At 63.0% G+C, this 21,455-nt stretch carries 4 protein-coding genes; 2 read left to right on the top strand and 2 right to left on the bottom strand.

Going from position 1 to position 21,455, the window contains the following annotated elements; translation table 11 throughout:
* The first annotated feature begins 204 nt into the window (after positions 1-204).
* Together lapG and lapD are read left to right on the top strand one after the other, a co-directional pair.
* Positions 205-906, top strand: coding sequence for a cysteine protease LapG (gene lapG, locus CCOS191_RS25955; RefSeq protein WP_156177709.1), 702 nt, complete (start codon positions 205-207; stop codon positions 904-906).
* A 10-nt stretch (positions 907-916) separates the two neighbouring features.
* Complete coding sequence (lapD, locus tag CCOS191_RS25950; RefSeq protein ID WP_046857560.1) at positions 917-2,863, top strand: cyclic di-GMP receptor LapD; 1,947 nt, start codon at positions 917-919, stop codon at positions 2,861-2,863.
* 54 nt (positions 2,864-2,917) lie between these two features.
* On the opposite strand, the gene CCOS191_RS25945 is transcribed toward lapD, so the two are convergent.
* Entirely contained in the window at positions 2,918-3,259 is a 342-nt protein-coding gene (locus CCOS191_RS25945; RefSeq protein ID WP_046857559.1) for a hypothetical protein, read from the bottom strand.
* Between the two features lie 160 nt (positions 3,260-3,419).
* Positions 3,420-21,272: an immunoglobulin-like domain-containing protein gene (locus tag CCOS191_RS25940; RefSeq protein WP_046857558.1), complete on the bottom strand. Its 17,853-nt coding sequence runs from the start codon at positions 21,270-21,272 to the stop codon at positions 3,420-3,422.
* Between the last annotated feature and the right edge of the window lie 183 nt (positions 21,273-21,455).

Raw genomic sequence — 21,455 nt, 5'->3', positions numbered from 1 at the left:
CAAACGGATTGATCAAGCGATGCGCCGTGGCGCAGAGTCAAAACGCGGCTATCGTGAAGCAAGTTGCCGGCATTGGGAAGATAGCCAAGGTCGCCAGCCCTTGTACGAAGCGGGTTTGCCGACAGTTGGCAGCATGATCGCACGGTGCCATTGTCTTTTGCGCCTCCAGCCCGCACCATCGCTGCTTTCGACTGATCTGAACGGGTGCGCGCAGTGGCGATACCTTGGCCTCTCAATGCGACCGCACGCCGGCTCGGCCTTGCCGCGCTGCTCGGTTGCCTATGGCTGGGCGTCATCCAGGCTGATTGGGACTTCTCGCAGATCAGCCGCCGCGCCCAGGCGCTGTATGGCCCGATGGGCGCGGGGCAGGGGCGTATCGATGCCTGGCAGAACCTGATGGCGACACAGAAGCAGGGCAGCGAACTGGAGCAGCTGCAGGTGGTCAACCTGTTCTTCAACAAGCAGCTGCGCTATGTCGAGGACATCGACCTGTGGCACGAGGTCGATTACTGGGCCACGCCGGTACAATCGCTGATAAAGGGTGCGGGCGACTGCGAGGACTATGCCATCGCCAAGTACTTCAGCCTGCGGCGCATGGGCATCCCCGCCGAAAAGCTGCGCATCACCTACGTCAAGGCCTTGCGCCAGAACCGTGCGCACATGGTCCTGACCTATTATTCAAGCCCACAGGCCCAGCCGCTGGTGCTGGACAGCCTGATGGACGCGATCAAGCCGGCCAGCCAGCGTACCGACCTGCTGCCGGTGTATGCCTTCAACGGTGAAGGCCTGTGGTTGACCGGCGCGGGCGGCAACAAGAAGGTCGGCGACACCAAGCGCCTGTCGCGTTGGCAGGATCTGCTGAAGAAAATGCAGGCCGAAGGGTTCCCGGCCGAACCGGTTTACTGAAGGAGCACAGATGTCACTGTTCAAACAATTGCTGCTAGCCATTTGCCTGTTCCTGGTGATCGCCTTCAGTGGCAGCTTCATGGTCAGCCTGGAGAGCTCGCGCAGCCAGTACGTCAACCAGCTGCGTTCCCATGCCCAGGACGCCGCGACCGCGCTGGCGTTGTCGCTGACGCCGAACATCGACGACCCGGCGATGGTCGAGCTGATGGTCAGCTCGATTTTCGACAGCGGCTACTACTCGAGTATCAAGGTCATCGACCTGGACTCCAACGCCGTGCTGGTCGAGCGCCACGCAGAGCCCGACGCCGGCGGCGTGCCGGGCTGGTTCATCCAGCTCATCGGCCTGGAGCCGGCCGGTGGCGATGCCCTCGTCAGCCGCGGCTGGCAGCAGGCGGCGCGGGTCGAGGTAATCAGCCACCCGATGTTCGCCCTGGGCAAGCTCTGGCAGAGCGCCCTGGGCAGCCTTGGCTGGCTGCTGCTCTGCGGCGCGGTGAGCGCGGTGCTCGGGGCCCTGCTGCTGCGCCGCCAGTTGCGCCCGCTCGACTACATGGTGGCGCAGTCCCACGCCATCGCCCGTCGAGAGTTCCTCAGCCTGCCCGAGCTGCCACGCACCCCCGAGCTGCGCCGTGTGGTGCAGGCGATGAACCAGATGGTCGAGAAGCTCAAGGCACTGTTCACCGAGCAGGCCGAGCGCAGCGAGAAGCTGCGTGCGGAGTCCTACCAGGACAGCCTCACCGGCCTTGCCAACCGGCGTTACTTTGAAATGCAGCTCAATGCCCGGGTCAGCAACCTGGAGGAGGCCCGTACCGGCTACCTGCTGTTGCTGCGGGTCCAGGACCTGGCCGGGCTCAATGCCCGCCTGGGTGGTCAGCGTACCGACCAGTTGCTGCAGGCAGTGGGTGAGCAGCTGCGCCGCACCTGTGCGAACTATCCGGAGACCAACGACCTGATCACCCGCAGCCGTGGCGGCGAGTTCGCGGTGTTGGCGCCGGGCATGGTCCATGACGAGGCGATCCAGCTGGCCCAGGCCCTGGAAGCTACCTTGCAGAGCCTGCACGAGACCGGTGCCAGCGATGTCGACCCGGTGGCCTGCATCGGCCTTGCCCCCTACAGCCCCGGCGATGCGCCGCAAGCGCTGCTCAAGCTCGCCGACGAGGCCCTGGCCCGCGCCGAGAGCCAGCCCACGCCGGGCTGGGTATGCCTGGAGCAGGGCGCCGCGGGCCAGGCCGCCGACAGCCACCACGCCTGGCACACGCGCCTGGACCAGGCGCTGGGCAAAGGGCAGTTCGAGCTGTTCTTCCAACCGGTCGTGGACGCCAAGGCGCCAGAGCGGGTGCTGCATTACAAGGTCATCTCGCGCCTGCACGACGACGAGGGCGAAGCCCTGGCGGCCGGCCGCTTCCTGCCTTGGCTGGAGCGCTTCGGCTGGATGGCGCGGCTGGACCTGCTGGTGCTGGAGAAGGTGCTCAAGCATCTGCAAGGGCATGGTGAAGCGCTGGCGCTGAACCTGTCGGCCGCGACCCTGGCCGACCCCAAGGCGCTGCAGCGGGTCTATGACCTGCTGGGGCAGCACGGCGCGCTGGGGCAGCGGCTGACCTTCGAGATCGGCGAGGAGCAACTGCCCGAGCAGACGGTGCTGGAGCAACTCACACGGCGCCTGCGCGCTTTGGGCTTCAGCCTGGCGCTGCAACGTTTCGGCGGGCGCTTCAGCATGATCGGCAACCTGGCCCACCTGGGGCTGGCCTACCTGAAGATCGACGGTGGCTACATCCGCAACATCGACCAGGAACGGCACAAGCGCCTGTTCATCGAAGCCATCCAGCGGGCTGCGCACAGCATCGACCTGCCGCTGATCGCCGAGCGGGTGGAGACCGAAGGGGAGTTGAAGGTGCTGCGGGAGATGGGCGTGCAGGGCATCCAGGGGCAACTGGTGGGTGGCCCGGCACCCTGGCGTTGAGCAGGCTCGGCGTTATCGCGGGGCAATTCGCACCGCGATGCGCCGCCAGCATGATCAGATCAGCCCGCCTTCCTCATCTTCCTCGATCAGGTTGTTCAGGCTACCCAGCGCCTTGCGCGCGGTGGAGCGGTTGAGCAACTTGGCCTGGGCGCCGGGCGGCAGGTCGGTGATGCTGAACACGCCTTTGGCAGTCAGCACCTCGATCAAGTCCTCCAGCACCCGGATCATGTCCAGATCGCTCTGCTTGAGCTGCTTGAGGCTGTTCTCAACGACATCGTCGGCGAACCATTCCTGGATCTCGGCACTGTCGGCGGGGACCATGTCGGTAAATCCATCAAACCCGGCGGCTTCCACTCGCAGCAAACGGCCGTCAGCGTCGCGTTGCACGTAGAACATGGCGGCGTCCCTCGTCACGATGATTCCTTGTTGGTAGTCAGCAGCATAGGCAAAGTTCACCGGGCGTGTAGGCCCGGTGCACGAGTATGCGCGTGAAGCGTTGGCGGGGAAAGCCCGCCCCCGACGCGGCGGCCGTTGCCGGCTGCCGCGGGGGTGGGGATCAGCTGTTGGAGTTGTCGATCTTGATGGTCGGGTCGCCACCGCTGATCAACGAGTTGATCGTGGTGTTGGACCAGTTGACCCCTTCGAGCTTGATGCTCACATCGGCGTTGGCCAGGCCGCCGGCGGCGTTGAGCTTGCCTTCGGTACTGACTTGCAGGGTCGACTCGCCATTGACCGTGGTGATCTTCAGGAAGTTGTCGATGGTGCTGGCCTTCTCTCCCTGGAGCAGGTCTCTGAGGTCGAGGCGGTCGCCTTCGCTTGCCTTGAAGTCCTTGATCACGTCGTTGCCCAGGTCGCCGGCCTTCCACACGAAGGTGTCGGCACCGCTGCCACCGGTCATGATGTCATCGCCCTTGCCGCCGTTGAGGATGTCATTGCCGGCACCGCCAAACAGGATGTCGTTGCCTTCACCGCCGAGCAGGGTGTCGTTGCCGGTGCCGCCGAGCAGGATGTCGTTGCCCTTGCCGCCGTCGATGTAGTCGTTGCCACCCTGGCCGAAGATGATGTCGTTGCCGTTGCCGCCCAGCAGGGTGTCGGCGCCGTCGTTGCTGCGTGAGACATCGAACTCGGTGTAGTGCTCGGTGATGTACTTGTGCATCGCCCGTGCGTCCACGCTGCCCGCGTCTACGCCCAGCTTGTCGGCGACATAGCCGCGGATCGCCTCGACACCGGTGCCGGCAACACCGTCGAAGACCATCAGGTCGCCGAAGATGATGTCGTTGCCGTCGCCGCCATTGACCGTGTCGTTGCCCGGCTGGGTGACTTCGGTATGGCCGAGGATGGCCTCGGCCAGCTTGCTCGGGTCGATGTTGGTCTGTGGCTTGCCGTCGGTGTCGTACGGTTTCAGGTCGTTGGTGTTGACGCCATTGTTGAGGCCGATGGCCTCGACCTCGGACAGGCCCGAGAGCAACTTGAAGCTGTCCTGCGAGTTGCTCGTGGTGGTGCTGTTGGTGTCGTAGCCCAGGCCACCACGCGAAGACAGCTCGTAGGTGCCGTTACCTTCCGCGTGCAGCTCGCCCGATACGCCGTATTTCCAACCGTTGCGGTAGTACTGCACCTGCAGGTTACCGGCGTTGTCGATGCTGACGTAGTTGGTGTTGCTGCTGTCGATGTAGCCGTTGTACGCCATGCCCGGCTTGTAGTTGATCGAAGCCAGGAAGGTGTCCAGGGTGATGCCCGAGGTGCCCAGGGTCGGGTTGGAGTTCTCGTTGGTCTGGTAGTAGGTCGGCTTGCCATCGGTGATGAAGAACGTCTGGTTGCTGCCGGTATTGCCACCATCCTTGAGGTTCTGGAACCAGTTGGCGGTGGTCTTGAAGGCGTCCTCGTAGTTGGTGCCGCCGTCTGCCCGCAGGTTGTTCAGGGCGTTGAGCAACTGTTGCAGGCCGGCATCGTTCAGGGTCACCGAAACGCTGCTCTTGACCTGGGTGGCGAAGTCCACCAGGAGGATGTTCACGGTACCCGACTGGTCGCCCTTGACGCTGGCGGCCAGGGTCTTGAACACCGATTCCAGGGATTTCTTCGCCGCATCCACGCCGGACGAACCCATGCTGCCCGAGGTGTCGACGATGAAGGCGAGGTTGTAGTCCTGGCCCGGCACCACGTGCAGGCCGGTGACGTCGGCAACCACCACATCGTTGCCGTCGGTGCCGGTGATGTTGTCGCTGTCCGAGGACAGGTTGCTGGTGGTGTAGGACTGCGGGTAGACGGTGACCTTGATGGTGCCTTCGCTGGTCGCGGTGCTGCCGCCGACGCTCTCGGTGGAGGTCGAGCTGACCTTCACGTCGAACTGGCCCTGGTAGTAGGCCGGCGGCTTGATGGTCAGGCTGCCCAGGTTCCAGCCGGTGACGTCCACCGCGTCCTTGCCGACGGTGAAGGTATGGCCGGCGTTATCGGCCAGCACCGAGCCTGCCGGGATGCCGCTGAGCTTGACGCTCAGGGACTCGGAGCCGTCGGTGTCGGTGAGGTTGGTGCTGATGCCCACCAGCTTGACCGGGGCGCCGTTCTCGCTGCCTTCGTTGAGCTTGTAGCCGTCGTAGTAGCCCTGGTTGTTGCTGCCGTGCAGGTCGCCGACGGTCACGCCGGCGTTGGTCAGGTCCTTGACGCTCGGGTACATCGGGATGTTCGAGCTGTTGAGGTCGGTGACCGCGCCGTTGCCCACCTTGATATTGACATCCAGGCTGCCAGGGCCGGCCTGGTTGGCGTTGTAGATCTCCAGGGTGTAGTAGCCGCTGGTGGTCGGGGTGAAGCTGCCGGAGATGGCGCCGCTGCCCGAGCCCCAGGTGCCGCTGGCGACGTTCTTGCCGCCCACGACGATCTGCAGGCTGTCGTCGGCGGTACCGCTGAACGCGTAGGTCTTGCCGGCTTCCAGGTAGATCAGGCCGGAGGTCTTCGAGCCGCTGCCTGCGGTCACGCTGGCAACCGTGTCGACCCCGGTGACGGTCTCGCTCTTGCTGGCATTGCCGGAGTTGGCAAAGACATTCTTCAGCGCATCGCCGGTGATGCCGTTGCCGTTGCTACCCAGGCCGGTGAGGCTGTTCCAGGTTTCCTTGAGCAGGCCGATCGAGTTGACGTTGTTGTTGCCGATGTTCAGGTCCGGCTTGTCGGCCACCGGGGCGATATCGACCTTCATGGTCACTTCGCCGCCGGCGTTGGTGCCGTCGTTGGGCTTGTACTTGATCTGCGCGTAGTCGGCTTGCTTGTTGCCCACGCCGCTGCCGCCATAGCCGTCGACGCCCGACTGGTTGGCCAGCGGCACGAACTTGAGCTTGCCGGCGGCGATGTCGGCCTGGCTGATGTTCTGGTTGAGCGAGACATCCACCCACGAGGTGCCGTTGAAGAACTTCAGGCTGCCCAGGTCCGGCAGCTTGCTGATGGTCACCGACAGGCCGGTGTTGCCATCGGCGTCGCTGACGTTGAAGTCACCCCACTTGAACACGTAGTCGGTGTCTTCGTTGCCAGTCACCGCGCCGCCGGTCGACACCGGCGCATGGTCGTTGTCGATGATGGTGGTGGTGACGCTGGACTTGCCGGCGTCGACCTGCAGGTTTTCGAAGCCGCCGCCCGTGGCGCCGCTGATCTTGACCGTGAAGTTCTCCGAGCCCTCGACCAGCTTGTCGTCGATGGTCTTGATGTCGAAGCTGGTGCCGCTGCTGCCGGCCGGGATCTTCACGGTGACCACACCGGTGAAGTCCTGGCCGTCGGTGGCGGTGCCGCTGTAGGTCAGGGTGATGGTCACCTCGGACTTCGACGGATTGCTCAGGGTCAGGTTGTAGTGGGCGGTGTCGCCTTCGGTCACCGAGGTGTCGCCGCTGATGCCGACGGTGGTCAGGTCGCCCTGGCCGCTCGGCTCGTCGGTGACGCTGGTGGTGACGGTGTTGCTGCCCAGGGTCAGTTTCTCGAAGTTGTCGCCACCGGCGACCGACTCGATCTTGTTGACGATGTTCGGCTGGCCACCGAGGTACGGGTCGTCCTTGGCGGTAATGGTGAAGGTGCCGCTGGCGCTGCCGGCCGGAATGCTGACCTTGGTGCCGTCGGTCAGGGTGAAGGTCAGGCCATTGTGGCCGGTGACAGACAGGCCCTGGGCATTGGTCAGGGTCACGGTGTAGGTGACCTGGCCGCCTTCGCTGACGGTGGTCTTGTCGGCAGACAGGGTAGCGACCACTTCACTGATGGTGTCGGTGATCTGCACGGTGGCGTTGCCGCCCAGCTCCAGGTTCTCGAAGGTCTTGCCGGTGACCGCGGCATCGGTGATGCCGACGGTCAGCGAGCTGCCGTCCTTGAACACGTCGTCGCCTTGGGCGGCAGCCTTGTACTCGACCTGGGTCTGGCCGGCCGGGATCACCACCTTGGTACCGTTGGACAGGGTGACGGTCAGGTCCTGCGCCAGTTTCTGGCTGACCTTGACGGTGAACGACGGCTGCTGGTCTTCGGTGACGTTGCCATTGCTGACGATGGTGACCGAAACCTTGTCGCCCTGGTTGCCGGTGCCCGGAGTGCCCGAGCCAGGTTCGTCGGTGACGGAGGTCTTCACTTCGTTCTGACCCAGGGTCAGCTTCTCGAAGTTATCCGCGCCGGTGACGCCGGTGATCTTGTTGCTGATGGTCGGCTGACCACCGACGAACACGTCGTCCGGTGCGTTGATGGTGGCGGTGCCAGTGGCGCTACCGGCCGGGATGGTGACCTTGGTGCCGTCGGTGAGGGTGAAGGTCAGGCCGTTGTGGCCGGTAACCGACAGGCCCTGGGCGTTGGTCAGGGTCACGGTGTAGGTGACCTGGCCGCCTTCGGACACGGTGGTCTTGTCGGCGGACAGCGTGGCAACCACCTCACTGATGGTGTCGGTGATCTGCACGGTGGCGTTGCCGCCCAGCTCCAGGTTCTCGAAGGTCTTGCCGGTGACTACGGCATCGGTGACGCCGACGGTCAGCGAGCTGCCGTCCTTGAACACGTCGTCGCCCTGCGCGGCAGCCTTGTACTCGACCTGGGTCTGGCCGGCCGGGATCACCACCTTGGTACCGTTGGACAAGGTGACGGTCAGGTCCTGGTCGAGCTTCTGGCTGACCTTGACGGTGAACGACGGCTGCTGGTCTTCGGTGACGTTGCCATTGCTGACGATGGTGACCGAAACCTTGTCGCCCTGGTTACCGGTGCCCGGAGTACCCGAGCCCGGCTCGTCGGTGACGGAGGTCTTCACTTCGTTCTGACCCAGGGTCAGCTTCTCGAAGTTGTCCGCGCCGGTGACGCCGGTGATCTTGTTGCTGATGGTCGGCTGACCACCGACGAACACGTCGTCCGGCGCATTGATGGTGGCGGTGCCAGTGGCGCTGCCGGCCGGAATGGTGACCTTGGTGCCGTCGGTGAGGGTGAAGGTCAGGCCGTTGTGGCCGGTGACCGACAGGCCCTGAGCGTTGGTCAGGGTCACGGTGTAGGTGACCTGGCCGCCTTCGGACACGGTGGTCTTGTCGGCGGACAAGGTGGCCACGACTTCACTGATGGTGTCGTTGATCTGCACGGTGGCGTTGCCGCCCAGCTCGAGGTTCTCGAACGTCTTGCCGACCACGCTGGCATCGCTGATGCCAACGGTGAGCGGGCCGCCGTCCTTGAACACGTCGTCGCCCTGGACCGGTGCCTTGTACTCGACCTGGGTCTGGCCAGCCGGGATCACCACCTTGGCGCCATTGCTCAGGGTGACGGTCAGGTCCTGGTCGAGCTTCTGGCTGACCTTGACGGTGAACGATGGCTGCTGGGCTTCGTTGACATCGCCGTTGCCGACGATGGTGACCGAGACCTTGTCACCCTGGTTACTGGTGCCTGGAGTGCCCGAGCCCGGCTCGTCGGTGACGGAGGTCTTCACTTCGTTCTGACCGAGGGTCAGTTTCTCGAAGTTGTCGGCACCGGTGACACCGGTGATCTTGTTGCTGATGGTGGCCTGGCCACCGATGAATACGTCGTCCGGCGCGTTGATGGTGGCGGTGCCAGTAGCGCTGCCGGCCGGAATGGTGACCTTGGTGCCATCGGACAGGGTGAAGGTCAGGCCGTTGTGGCCGGTGACCGACAGGCCCTGGGCATTGGTCAGGGTCACGGTGTAGGTGACCTGGCCGCCTTCGGACACGGTGGTCTTGTCGGCAGACAGGGTGGCGACCACTTCACTGATGGTGTCGGTGATCTGCACGGTGGCGTTGCCGCCCAGCTCCAGGTTCTCGAAGGTCTTGCCGGTGACTACGGCATCGGTGACGCCGACGGTCAGCGAGCTACCGTCCTTGAACACGTCGTCGCCTTGGGCTGCAGCCTTGTACTCGACCTGGGTCTGGCCAGCCGGAATGATTACCTTGGCACCGTTGCTCAGAGTCACGGTCAGGTCCTGCGCCAGTTTCTGGCTGACCTTGACGGTGAAGCTTGGCTGCTGGTCTTCTGTAACGTTGCCATTGCCGACGATGGTGACCGAAACCTTGTCACCCTGGTTGCCGGTGCCGGGAGTGCCCGAACCTGGCTCGTCGGTGACGGAGGTTTTCACTTCGTTCTGACCCAGGGTCAGCTTCTCGAAGTTGTCCGCGCCGGTGACGCCGGTGATCTTGTTGCTGATGGTCGGCTGACCACCGACGAACACATCGTCCGGTGCATTGATGGTGGCGGTGCCAGTGGCGCTGCCGGCGGGGATGGTGACCTTGGTGCCATCGGTCAGGGTGAAGGTCAGGCCATTGTGGCCGGTAACCGACAGGCCCTGGGCGTTGGTCAGGGTCACGGTGTAGGTGACCTGGCCGCCTTCGGACACGGTGGTCTTGTCGGCGGACAGCGTGGCAACCACCTCACTGATGGTGTCGGTGATCTGCACGGTGGCGTTGCCGCCCAGCTCCAGGTTCTCGAAGGTATGGCCCGGAACCGTGGCATCGGTGATGCCGACGGTCAGCGAGCTGCCATCCTTGAATACGTCGTCGCCCTGGGCGGCAGCCTTGTACTCGGTCTGAGTCTGACCGGCCGGGATCACCACCTTGTCGCCGTTGGACAGGGTGACAGTCAGGTCGTATCCAAGCTTCTGGCTGACCTTGACGGTGAAGCTTGGCTGCTGGTCTTCGGTAACGTTGCCATTGCCGACGATGGTGACCGAAACCTTGTCGCCCTGGTTGTCGGTGCCCGGGGTTCCAGTGCCCGGCTCATCGGTCACGGAGGTCTGCACCTCACCTTGGCCGAGGGTCAGTTTCTCGAAGTTGTCGGCACCGCTGACGGTCACCAGTTTGTTGCTGATGGTCGCCTGGCCGCCGACGAACACATCGTCCGGCGCGTTGATGGTGGCGGTGCCGGTAGCGTTGCCGGCCGGGATGGTGACCTTGGTACCGTCGGACAGGGTGAAGGTCAGGCCATTGTGACCAGTGACCGACAGACCCTGGGCGTTGGTCAGGGTCACGGTGTAGGTGATCTGGCCACCTTCGGACACAGTGGTCTTGTCGGCGGTCAGGGTCGCGACGACTTCACTGATGGTATCGGTGATCTGCACAGTGGCGTTGCCACCGAGCTCCAGGTTTTCGAAGGTCTTGCCGGTGACTGCGGCATCGGTGATGCCGACGGTCAGCGAGCTGCCATCCTTGAACACATCGTCGCCCTGGGCGGCAGCCTTGTACTCGGTCTGGGTCTGACCGGCCGGGATCACCACCTTGTCGCCGTTGCTCAGGGTCACGGTCAGGTCCTGCGCCAGTTTCTGGCTGACCTTGACGGTGAACGACGGCTGCTGGTCTTCGGTGACATTGCCGTTGCCGACGATGGTGACGGTGACCTTGTCGCCTTGGTTGTCGGTACCTGGAGTGCCGGTGCCTGGCTCGTCGGTCACGGTCGTGGTGATCGTGTTGTCGCCGAGGGTAAGCTTCTCGAAGTTGTCTGCGCCGCTGACGCCTTCGATCTTGTTGACGATCGCAGGCTGGCCACCGACGAACACGTCGTCCGGAGCGGTGATGGTGAAGGTGCCGCTGGCACTGCCCGCAGGAATGGTGACTTTGGTGCCATCAGTCAGAGTGAAGGTCAGGCCGTTATGGCCAGTGACCGACAGGCCCTGGGCGTTGGTCAGGGTCACGGTGTAGGTGATCTGGCCGCCCTCGGACACGGTGGTCTTGTCAGCGGTGAGGGTCGCGACCACTTCACTGATGGTGTCGGTGATCTGTACCGAGGCGTTGCCACCCAGCTCCAGGTTCTCGAAGGCCTTGCCATCGACGGCAGCATCGGTGATGCCGACAGTCAGGGTGTCGCCATCCTTGAAGACGTCGTCGCCCTGAGCCTTGGCTTTGTACTCGGTTTCGGTCTGACCGGCTGGAATGACGACTTTGTCGCCGTTCGACAGGGTTACGGTCAGGTCGTGGTCGAGCTTCTGGCTGACTTTGACGGTGAAGGCGGGCTGCTGGTCTTCGGTGACATCGCCTTTGCCGACGATGGTGACGGTGACCTTGTCGCCCTGGTTGTCGGTGCCTGGCGTGCCAGTACCAGGCTCATCGGTCACGGTGGTGGTAACCGAGTTGTCGCCGAGGGTCAGCTTCTCGAAGTTGTCGCCACCGGCAACCGATTCGATCTTGTTGACGATGCTCGGCTGTCCACCGACGAACACGTCGTCTGCAGCGGTGATGGTGAAGGTGCCGCTGGCGCTGCCAGCCGGGATGGTGACCTTGGTGCCATCGGTCAGGGTGAAGGTCAGGCCATTGTGGCCGGTGACCGACAGGCCCTGGGCATTGGTCAGGGTGACGGTGTAGGTGATCTGGCCGCCTTCACTGACGGTGGTCTTGTCGGCAGACAGGGTCGCTACGACTTCGCTGACGGTGTCGTTGATCTGAACGCTGGCGTTGCCGCCGAGCTCGAGGTTCTCGAAGGTCTTGCCGGTGACCGAGGCGTCGGAGATCCCTACGGTCAGGGTGTCGCCATCCTTGAAGACGTCATCGCCTTGGGCTGTAGCCTTGTACTCAACCTGAGTCTGTCCCGCCGGGATCACGACTTTATCGCCGTTGCTCAGGGTCACGGTCAGGTCCTGACCGAGTTTTTGGCTGACCTTGACGGTGAACGACGGCTGCTGGTCTTCGGTGACTGCGCCGTTGCCGACGATGGTGACGGTGACCTTGTCACCCTGGTTGTCGGTGCCCGGAGTGCCGGTACCCGGCTCGTCGGTGACGGAGGTCTTCACTTCGTCCTGACCCAGGGTCAGTTTTTCGAAGTTGTCGGCACCAGTTACGCCTTCCAGCTTGTTGGTGATGGTCGGTTGACCACCAACGAACACGTCATCCGGCGTGGTAATGGTGAAGGTACCGCTGGCGCTGCCCGCTGGCACGGTGACCTTGGTGCCGTCGGTCAGGGTGAAGGTCAGGCCGTTGTGGCCGGTGACCGACAGGCCCTGGGCGTTGGTCAGGGTGACGGTGTAGGTGATCTGGCCGCCTTCACTGACGGTGGTTTTGTCGGCAGACAGGGTCGCTACGACTTCGCTGACGGTGTCGTTGATCTCAACGCTGGCGTTACCACCGAGCTCGAGGTTCTCGAAGGTCTTGCCGGTGACCGACGCATCGGAAATGCCGACGGTGAGGGTGTCGCCATCCTTGAAGACGTCATCGCCTTGGGCGGTAGCCTTGTACTCAACCTGGGTTTGTCCCGCCGGGATCACGACTTTATCGCCGTTGCTCAGGGTCACGGTCAGGTCCTGAGCGAGTTTCTGGCTGACCTTGACGGTGAAGCTTGGTTGCTGGTCTTCGGTGACCGCGCCGTTGCCAACGATGGTCACGGAAACCTTGTCGCCTTCGTTGCCAGTGCCCGGAGTGCCAGTACCTGGCTCATCGGTCACGGTCGTGGTGAGGGTGTCCTTGCCGAGCGTGAGCTTCTCGAAGTTATCCGCGCCGCTGACGCTTTCGATCTTGTTGACGATCGCAGGCTGGCCACCGACGAACACGTCGTCCGGAGCGTTGATAGTGAAGGTGCCGCTGGCACTGCCGGCCGGAATGGTGACCTTGGTGCCGTCAGTCAGGGTGAAGGTCAGGCCGTTATGGCCGGTGACCGACAGGCCCTGGGCATTGGTCAGGGTCACGGTGTAGGTGATCTGACCACCTTCGGTGACGGTGGTCTTGTCAGCGGTGAGGGTCGCGACCACTTCGCTGATGGTGTCGGTGATCTGCACCGAGGCGTTGCCGCCCAGTTCCAGATTCTCGAAGGACTTGCCGTCAACGGCAGCATCAGTGATGCCGACAGTCAGGGTGTCGCCGTCCTTGAAGACGTCGTCGCCCTGAGCCTTGGCCTTGTACTCGGCTTCGGTTTGACCGGCTGGGATCACGACCTTGTCGCCGTTGGAGAGGGTCACGGTCAGGTCGTGGTCGAGCTTCTGGCTGACCTTGACGGTGAAGGCTGGCTGTTGGTCTTCGGTGACATCGCCTTTGCCAACGATGGTGACGGTGACCTTGTCGCCCTGGTTGTCGGTGCCTGGAGTGCCAGTGCCCGGCTCGTCAGTCACGCTCGTGGTGACACTGTTGTCGCCGAGGGTCAGTTTCTCGAAGTTGTCGCCACCGGCAACCGATTCGATCTTGTTGACGATGCTCGGCTGTCCACCGACGAATACGTCGTCCGCAGCGGTGATGGTGAAGGTCCCGCTGGCACTGCCGGCTGGAATGGTGACCTTGGTGCCATCGGTCAGGGTGAAGGTCAGGCCGTTGTGGCCGTTGACCGGCAGACCCTGGGCATTGGTCAGGGTGACGGTGTAAGTGATCTGGCCACCTTCCGACACAGTGGTCTTGTCGGCGGTCAGGGTCGCGACGACTTCGCTGACGGTGTCGGTGATCTGCACGGTGGCATCGCCACCCAGCTGCAGGTTCTCGAAGGTCTTGCCATCAACGACTGCATCAGTGATGCCGACGGTCAGAGAACTGCCATCCTTGAAGACGTCATCGCCCTGGGCATCCGCCTTGTACTCGACCTGGGTCTGGCCAGCCGGAATCACCACCTTGGCGCCATTGCTCAGGGTGACGGTGAGGTCCTGGTCCAGCTTCTGGTTGACCTTGACGGTGAAGGACGGCTGCAGGTCTTCGGTGACATCGCCGTTGCTGACGATGGTGACAGATACCTTGTTGCCGGTATCCGGATCATCAGTGACGGTAGTGGTGAGTGTCTCCTTGCCGAGCGTCAGCTTCTCGAAGTTGTCCGCGCCGCTGACACCTTCGAGCTTGTTCACGATCGAGGGCTGGCCGCCGACGAATACGTCGCTCGGGGCGGTGATGGTGAAGGTACCGCTGGCGCTTCCGGCCGGGATGGTGACTTTGGTGCCATCGGTCAGGGTGAAGGTCAGGCCGTTATGGCCGTTGACCGGCAGACCTTGGGCATTGGTCAGGGTCACGGTGTAGGTGATCTGGCCGCCTTCGGTGACGGTGGTCTTGTCGGCGGTCAGGGTCGCGACCACTTCACTGATGGTGTCGGTGATCTGAACCGAGGCGTTGCCACCCAGTTCCAGATTTTCGAAGGCCTTGCCATCGACGGCGGCATCGGTGATGCCGACGGTCAGGGTGTCGCCGTCCTTGAAGACGTCATCGCCTTGGGCCTTGGCCTTGTACTCGGCCTCGGTCTGGCCGGCCGGGATCACCACCTTGTCGCCGTTGGACAGGGTTACGGTGAGGTCATGGTCGAGCTTCTGGCTGACCTTGACGGTGAAGGCCGGTTGCTGGTCTTCGGTGACATCGCCTTTGCCGACGATGGTGACGGTGACTTTGTCGCCCTGATTGTCGGTGCCTGGGGTACCAGTGCCCGGCTCGTCAGTGACGGAGGTCTTCACTTCGTCCTGACCCAGGGTCAGTTTTTCGAAGTTATCGGCGCCGGTGACGCCTTCCAGCTTGTTGGTGATGGTCGGTTGGCCACCTACGAACACGTCATCCGGTGCGGTAATGGTGAAGGTGCCGCTGGCACTGCCCGCCGGAATGGTGACCTTGGTGCCATCGGTCAGGGTAAAGGTCAGGCCGTTGTGGCCGTTGACCGGCAGGCCCTGGGCATTGGTCAGGGTCACGGTGTAGGTGATCTGGCCACCTTCGTTGACGGTGGTCTTGTCCGCAGTCAGGGTTGCGACGACCTCACTGACGGTGTCGGTGATCTGCACCGAGGCATTGCCGCCCAGTTCCAGATTCTCGAAGGCCTTGCCGTCAACGGCAGCATCGGTGATGCCGACAGTCAGGGTGTCGCCGTCTTTGAAGACATCGTCGCCCTGAGCCTTGGCTTTGTACTCGGCTTCGGTCTGACCGGCTGGAATGACGACCTTGTCGCCGTTCGACAGCGTCACGGTCAGGTCATGGTCGAGTTTCTGGCTGACCTTGACGGTGAAGGCCGGTTGCTGGTCTTCGGTGACATCGCCTTTGCCGACGATGGTGACGGTGACCTTGTCGCCCTGGTTATCGGTGCCAGGAGTACCAGTGCCCGGTTCGTCAGTGACGGAGGTTTTCACTTCGTCCTGACCCAGGGTCAGTTTTTCGAAGTTGTCGGCGCCGGTGACGCCTTCCAGCTTGTTGGTGATGGTCGGTTGACCACCGACGAACACGTCATCCGGTGCGGTAATGGTGAAGGTGCCGCTGGCGCTGCCCGCCGGAATGGTGACTTTGGTGCCATCGGTCAGGGTGAAGGTCAGGCCGTTGTGGCCGTTGACCGGCAGACCCTGGGCGTTGGTCAGCGTCACGGTGTAGGTGATCTGGCCACCCTCGGACACGGTGGTCTTGTCGGCGGTCAGGGTCGCGACGACTTCGCTGATGGTGTCGGTGATCTGAACCGAGGCATTGCCACCCAGTTCCAGGTTCTCGAAGGACTTGCCGTCAACGGCAGCATCGGTGATGCCGACAGTCAGGGTGTCGCCGTCCTTGAAGACGTCATCACCTTGGGCCTTGGCCTTGTACTCGGCTTCGGTCTGACCGGCTGGGATGACCACTTTGTCGCCATTCGACAAGGTGACGGTCAGGTCGTGGTCCAGTTTCTGGCTGACCTTGACGGTGAAGGCAGGCTGCTGGTCTTCGGTGACATCGCCCTTGCCGACGATGGTGACGGTGACCTTGTCGCCCTGATTGTCGGTGCCTGGAGTGCCGGTACCTGGCTCGTCAGTCACGGTGGTGGTGACCGAGTTGTCGCCGAGGGTCAGCTTCTCGAAGTTGTCGCCACCGGCAACGGATTCAATCTTGTTGACGATCGAAGGCTGGCCACCGACGAACACGTCGTCCGCAGCGGTGATGGTGAAGGTGCCGCTGGTGCTGCCTGCCGGAATGGTGACCTTGGTGCCATCGGTCAGGGTGAAGGTCAGGCCATTGTGGCCGCTGACCGGCAGACCCTGTGCATTGGTCAGGGTCACGGTATAGGTGATCTGGCCACCTTCGGACACAGTGGTTTTGTCGGCAGTGAGGGTTGCGACGACCTCACTGATGGTGTCGGTGATCTGGACGGAAGCGTTACCGCCCAGCTCCAGATTTTCGAAAGCTTTGCCGTCAACGGCAGCGTCGGTGATGCCGACGGTCAGGGTATCGCCGTCTTTGAAGACGTCATCACCTTGGGCCTTGGCCTTGTACTCGGCTTCGGTCTGACCGGCTGGAATGACGACTTTGTCGCCGTTGCTCAGGGTCACGGTCAGGTCATGGTCGAGCTTCTGGCTGACCTTGACGGTGAAGGCGGGTTGCTGGTCTTCGGTGACATCGCCTTTGCCGACGATGGTGACGGTGACCTTGTCGCCCTGGTTGTCGGTGCCTGGAGTGCCAGTGCCCGGCTCGTCAGTCACGCTCGTGGTGACACTGTTGTCGCCGAGGGTCAGCTTCTCGAAGTTGTCGCCACCGGCAACCGATTCGATCTTGTTGACGATGCTCGGCTGGCCACCGACGAACACATCGTCCGGCGCGGTGATGGTGAAAGTGCCGCTGGCGCTGCCGGCCGGGATGGTGACCTTGGTGCCGTCGGTCAAAGTGAAGGTCAGGCCATTGTGGCCGTTGACCGGCAAACCCTGGGCATTGGTCAGGGTCACGGTATAGGTGATCTGGCCACCTTCGGTAACGGTGGTCTTGTCGGCGGTGAGGGTGGCGACCACTTCACTGACAGTGTCGGTGATCTGCACCGAGGCGTTGCCGCCCAGTTCCAGATTCTCGAAGGCTTTGCCATCGACTGCGGCATCGGTGATGCCGACGGTCAGGGTGTCGCCGTCTTTGAAGACGTCATCACCTTGGGCTTTCGCCTTGTACTCGGCCTCGGTTTGACCGGCTGGAATGACGACTTTGTCGCCGTTCGACAGGGTCACGGTCAGGTCGTGGTCCAGTTTCTGGCTGACCTTGACGGTGAAGGCCGGCTGCTGGTCTTCGGTGACATCGCCTTTGCCGACGATGGTGACGGTGACCTTGTCGCCCTGATTGTCGGTGCCTGGGGTACCAGTGCCCGGCTCGTCAGTGACGGAGGTCTTCACTTCGTCCTGACCCAGGGTCAGTTTTTCGAAGTTGTCGGCACCGGTCACGCTTTCCAGTTTGTTGGTAATGGTCGGTTGACCACCAACGAACACGTCGTCAGGAGCCGTGATGGTGAAGGTACCGCTGGCGCTACCGGCCGGAATGGTGACTTTGGTGCCGTCAGTCAGGGTGAAGGTCAGGCCGTTATGGCCGGTGACCGACAGGCCCTGGGCATTGGTCAGGGTCACGGTGTAGGTGATCTGGCCGCCCTCGGTGACGGTGGTCTTGTCCGCAGTCAGGGTCGCGACCACTTCGCTGATGGTGTCGGTGATCTGCACCGAGGCGTTGCCGCCCAGTTCCAGATTCTCGAAGGACTTGCCGTCAACGGCAGCATCAGTGATGCCGACAGTCAGGGTGTCGCCGTCTTTGAAGACGTCGTCGCCCTGGGCTTTGGCTTTGTACTCGGCTTCGGTCTGACCGGCTGGAATGACGACTTTGTCGCCGTTCGACAGGGTTACGGTCAGGTCGTGGTCCAGTTTCTGGCTGACCTTGACGGTGAAGGCAGGCTGCTGGTCTTCGGTGACATCGCCCTTGCCGACGATGGTGACGGTGACCTTGTCGCCCTGGTTGTCGGTGCCTGGAGTGCCGGTACCTGGCTCGTCAGTCACGGTGGTGGTGACCGAGTTGTCGCCGAGGGTCAGCTTCTCGAAGTTGTCGCCACCGGCAACCGATTCGATCTTGTTGACGATGCTCGGCTGGCCACCGACGAACACGTCATCCGGTGCGGTGATAGTGAAGGTACCGCTGGCGCTGCCGGCCGGGATGGTGACCTTGGTGCCATCGGTCAGGGTGAAGGTCAGGCCGTTGTGGCCGTTGACCGGCAGACCCTGGGCATTGGTCAGGGTGACGGTGTAAGTGATCTGGCCACCTTCCGACACAGTGGTCTTGTCGGCAGTGAGGGTTGCGACCACTTCACTGACGGTATCGGTGATCTGCACCGAGGCGTTGCCACCCAGCTCCAGGTTCTCGAAGGACTTGCCGTCAACGGCAGCATCGGTGATGCCGACAGTCAAGGTATCGCCGTCTTTGAAGACGTCATCACCTTGGGCCTTGGCCTTGTACTCGGCTTCGGTCTGACCGGCTAGGATGACCACTTTGTCGCCATTCGACAAGGTGACGGTCAGGTCGTGGTCCAGTTTCTGGCTGACCTTGACGGTGAAGGCAGGCTGCTGGTCTTCGGTGACATCGCCTTTGCCGACGATGGTGACGGTGACCTTGTCGCCCTGGTTGTCGGTGCCTGGAGTGCCAGTGCCCGGCTCGTCAGTCACGCTCGTGGTGACACTGTTGTCGCCGAGGGTCAGCTTCTCGAAGTTATCGCCACCGGCAACCGATTCGATCTTGTTGACGATGCTCGGCTGGCCACCGACGAATACGTCGTCCGGTGCAGTGATGGTGAAGGTGCCGCTGGTGCTACCGGCTGGAATGGTGACCTTGGTGCCGTCGGTCAGGGTGAAGGTCAGCCCATTGTGGCCATTGACCGGCAGACCTTGGGCATTGGTCAGGGTCACGGTGTAGGTGATCTGGCCACCTTCGCTGACGGTGGTCTTGTCGGCAGTGAGGGTCGCAACGACTTCGCTGACGGTGTCGGTGATCTGCACGGTGGCATCGCCACCCAGTTGCAGGTTCTCGAAGGTCTTGCCCGCCACGCTGGCATCAGTCACGCCAAGGGTCACCGAGCTGGCGTCCTTGAACACGTCGTCGCCCTGGGCCGGCAGGCTGTAGGTGGCCTGGGTCTGGCCGGCGCTGATGACCACGGTGGCGCCATTGGACAGGGTCACGGTCAGGTCATGATCGAGCTTCTGGCTGACCGACACGGTGAAGGTCGGCTGCTCGGCCTCGGTGACATTGCCATTGCTGGCGATGCTGACGGTCACCGTGTCGATGCTGTCGCTGATCACGGTCTGGATCGGCGTGGTGTCGGGTTCCAGCTTCTCGAAGTTGCCACCTGTGGCGCCGGTGATGCTGGTGCTGACCGTGCTGCCGTTGACGAATACATCGTTGGCCGGTGTCTGGAATTCGACGCTGCCGGTGCTTTCGCCGGCCTTGACGGTGATGGTCTGGCCGTTGGACAGGGTGACGGTGACCGGGGTCTGGGCCGGGTTGTTCAGGGTCACGGTGTAGGTGATCACGCCGCCCTCGGTCACGCTAGGGGTCGCGGTCAGGGTGGCGGTGGTGGTATCGATCGAGTCGTTGATCTTCGTTTCAGCTGGCGTCGGGTTCGGCTCCAGTTTCTCGAAGTTGCCGCCCGTTGCCCCCGTGATCGTGGTGCTGACGGTGCTGCCATTGTTGTAGACGTCGTTCGCCGGGGTCTGGAAGTCGACGGTGCCGGACGACTTGCCGGCCTCGATGGTGACGGTCTGGCCATTGGACAGGGTGACGGTGACCGGGGTCTGGGCCGGGTTGGTCAGGGTCACGGTGTAGGTGATCACGCCGCCTTCGGTCACGCTCGGGGTCGCGGTGAGGGTGGCGGTGGTGGTGTCGATCGAGTCGTTGATCTTCGTTTCAGCTGGCGTCGGGTTCGGCTCCAGTTTCTCGAAGTTGCCGCCCGTTGCCCCCGTGATCGTGGTGCTGACGGTGCTGCCATTGTTGTAGACGTCGTTCGCCGGAGTCTGGAAGTCGACGCTGCCGGACGACTTGCCGGCCTCGATGGTGACGGTCTGGCCATTGGACAGGGTGACGGTGACCGGGGTCTGTGCCGGGTTGGTCAGGGTCACGGTATAGGTGATCACACCGCCCTCGGTCACGCTCGGGGTGGCGGTCAGGGTCGCGGTGGTGGTATCGACCGAGTCATTGATGACGGTCTGCGCTGGCGACGGGTTCGGCTCCAGTTTCTCGAAGTTGCCGCCCGTTGCCTCCGTGATCGTGGTGCTGACGGTGCTGCCGTTGTTGTAGACGTCGTTGGCCGGGGTCTGGAAGTCGACGGTGCCGGACGACTTGCCGGCCTCGATGGTGACGGTCTGGCCATTGGACAGGGTGACGGTGACCGGGGTCTGGGCCGGGTTGTTCAAGGTCACGGTGTAGGTGATCACGCCACCTTCGGTCACGCTCGGGGTCGCGGTGAGCGTGGCGGTGGTGGTGTCGATGGTGTCGGTGACCTGGGTCACCGCCGGGGTGGTGCTTGGCGTGACGATCAGGCCGTTACCGCCAGTCGTGCCGGTAATGGTCGCGGAGATCTGGCCGCCATCGATGTAGGGCGTGTCGTTGGCCGGGATGTTGACGTTGACGGTGCCGGTGGTCTGGCCGGCCGGGATCACGATGACGGCGCCGTTGGACAGGGTCACGGTCAGGTTGGTCAGCGGTGGCTGGCCGACGGTGGCGGTATAGACGATGACGCCACCCGCCTCGGTGATCGTGGGGGTGGCGCTCAGGGTCAGACCGGTGGTGAGCGGGACGTTGGTCGTGTTGGTGCTGGCAGCGTTGCCGTCAAGTCCGCCCAGCTCCTCGACCGCCAGGCCATTGCCGAAGCCTATCGGGCCGGTGGGGAAGCCGATGGTCGGGTCGACCACTCCGGCGGTTTCCTGAAGCAGGACGAAGCTATGCCCGCCGCCTACCGAACCGCCGCCCGCCGCGGCCGGGCCGGCTGCGGTGGCTTCAAGTTCGGTGGTCGGGTCGACACCGGCGGCGATGGCCTGTTGCAGCTCTTCGACCGAGGGCGCCGCCTGGGCGGTGGCCTGGCTCAGGTCAATGCTGCTGTCGGGGGCGTCGGCACTCCACTGGGTGTCGCGACCGAGGTCGAGCAGACGGCCGTCTGCCAGCTCCAGGGTGACCGCGCCGCCAGTGCCGGTGTCTACCTGTTCACCGGCAAGCAGGCGATCGCCTTCGATCAGTACGCGCCGGATGCCTTCTGGGGAAACTGCGATGACTTGGCCAACAATGCTTTTGACGATGGCAACAACAGTGCTCATTGGACTCTCCGGACTACCCGTTCAGTTGGCTTCCATGCCCGGCCGGCATTCGAAGGCGGCGACTGATGGAATGTTTCAATAATGTTTTTGACGCGTAATTGCGTCAATTTTACGTCTATAATTTCTGGCTATTAAGTTTATGCCAAACTATTGACCTTCTGGCTGCCATCCTAAACAATCGCC

Source organism: Pseudomonas sp. CCOS 191 (genome assembly GCF_001007005.1).
GTDB lineage: Bacteria > Pseudomonadota > Gammaproteobacteria > Pseudomonadales > Pseudomonadaceae > Aquipseudomonas > Aquipseudomonas soli.
Note: the sequence above shows the minus strand (reverse complement) of the source record. Positions and strands in the feature narration are given on the sequence as shown.

Bases quoted from the DNA above. Each gene is read 5' to 3' on its own strand.
- CCOS191_RS25940 (WP_046857558.1), bottom strand. From the start codon at position 21,272: ATGAGCACTGTTGTTGCCATCGTCAAAAGCATTGTTGGCCAAGTCATC.
- CCOS191_RS25945 (WP_046857559.1), bottom strand. From the start codon at position 3,259: ATGTTCTACGTGCAACGCGACGCTGACGGCCGTTTGCTGCGAGTGGAA.
- lapD (WP_046857560.1), top strand. From the start codon at position 917: ATGTCACTGTTCAAACAATTGCTGCTAGCCATTTGCCTGTTCCTGGTG.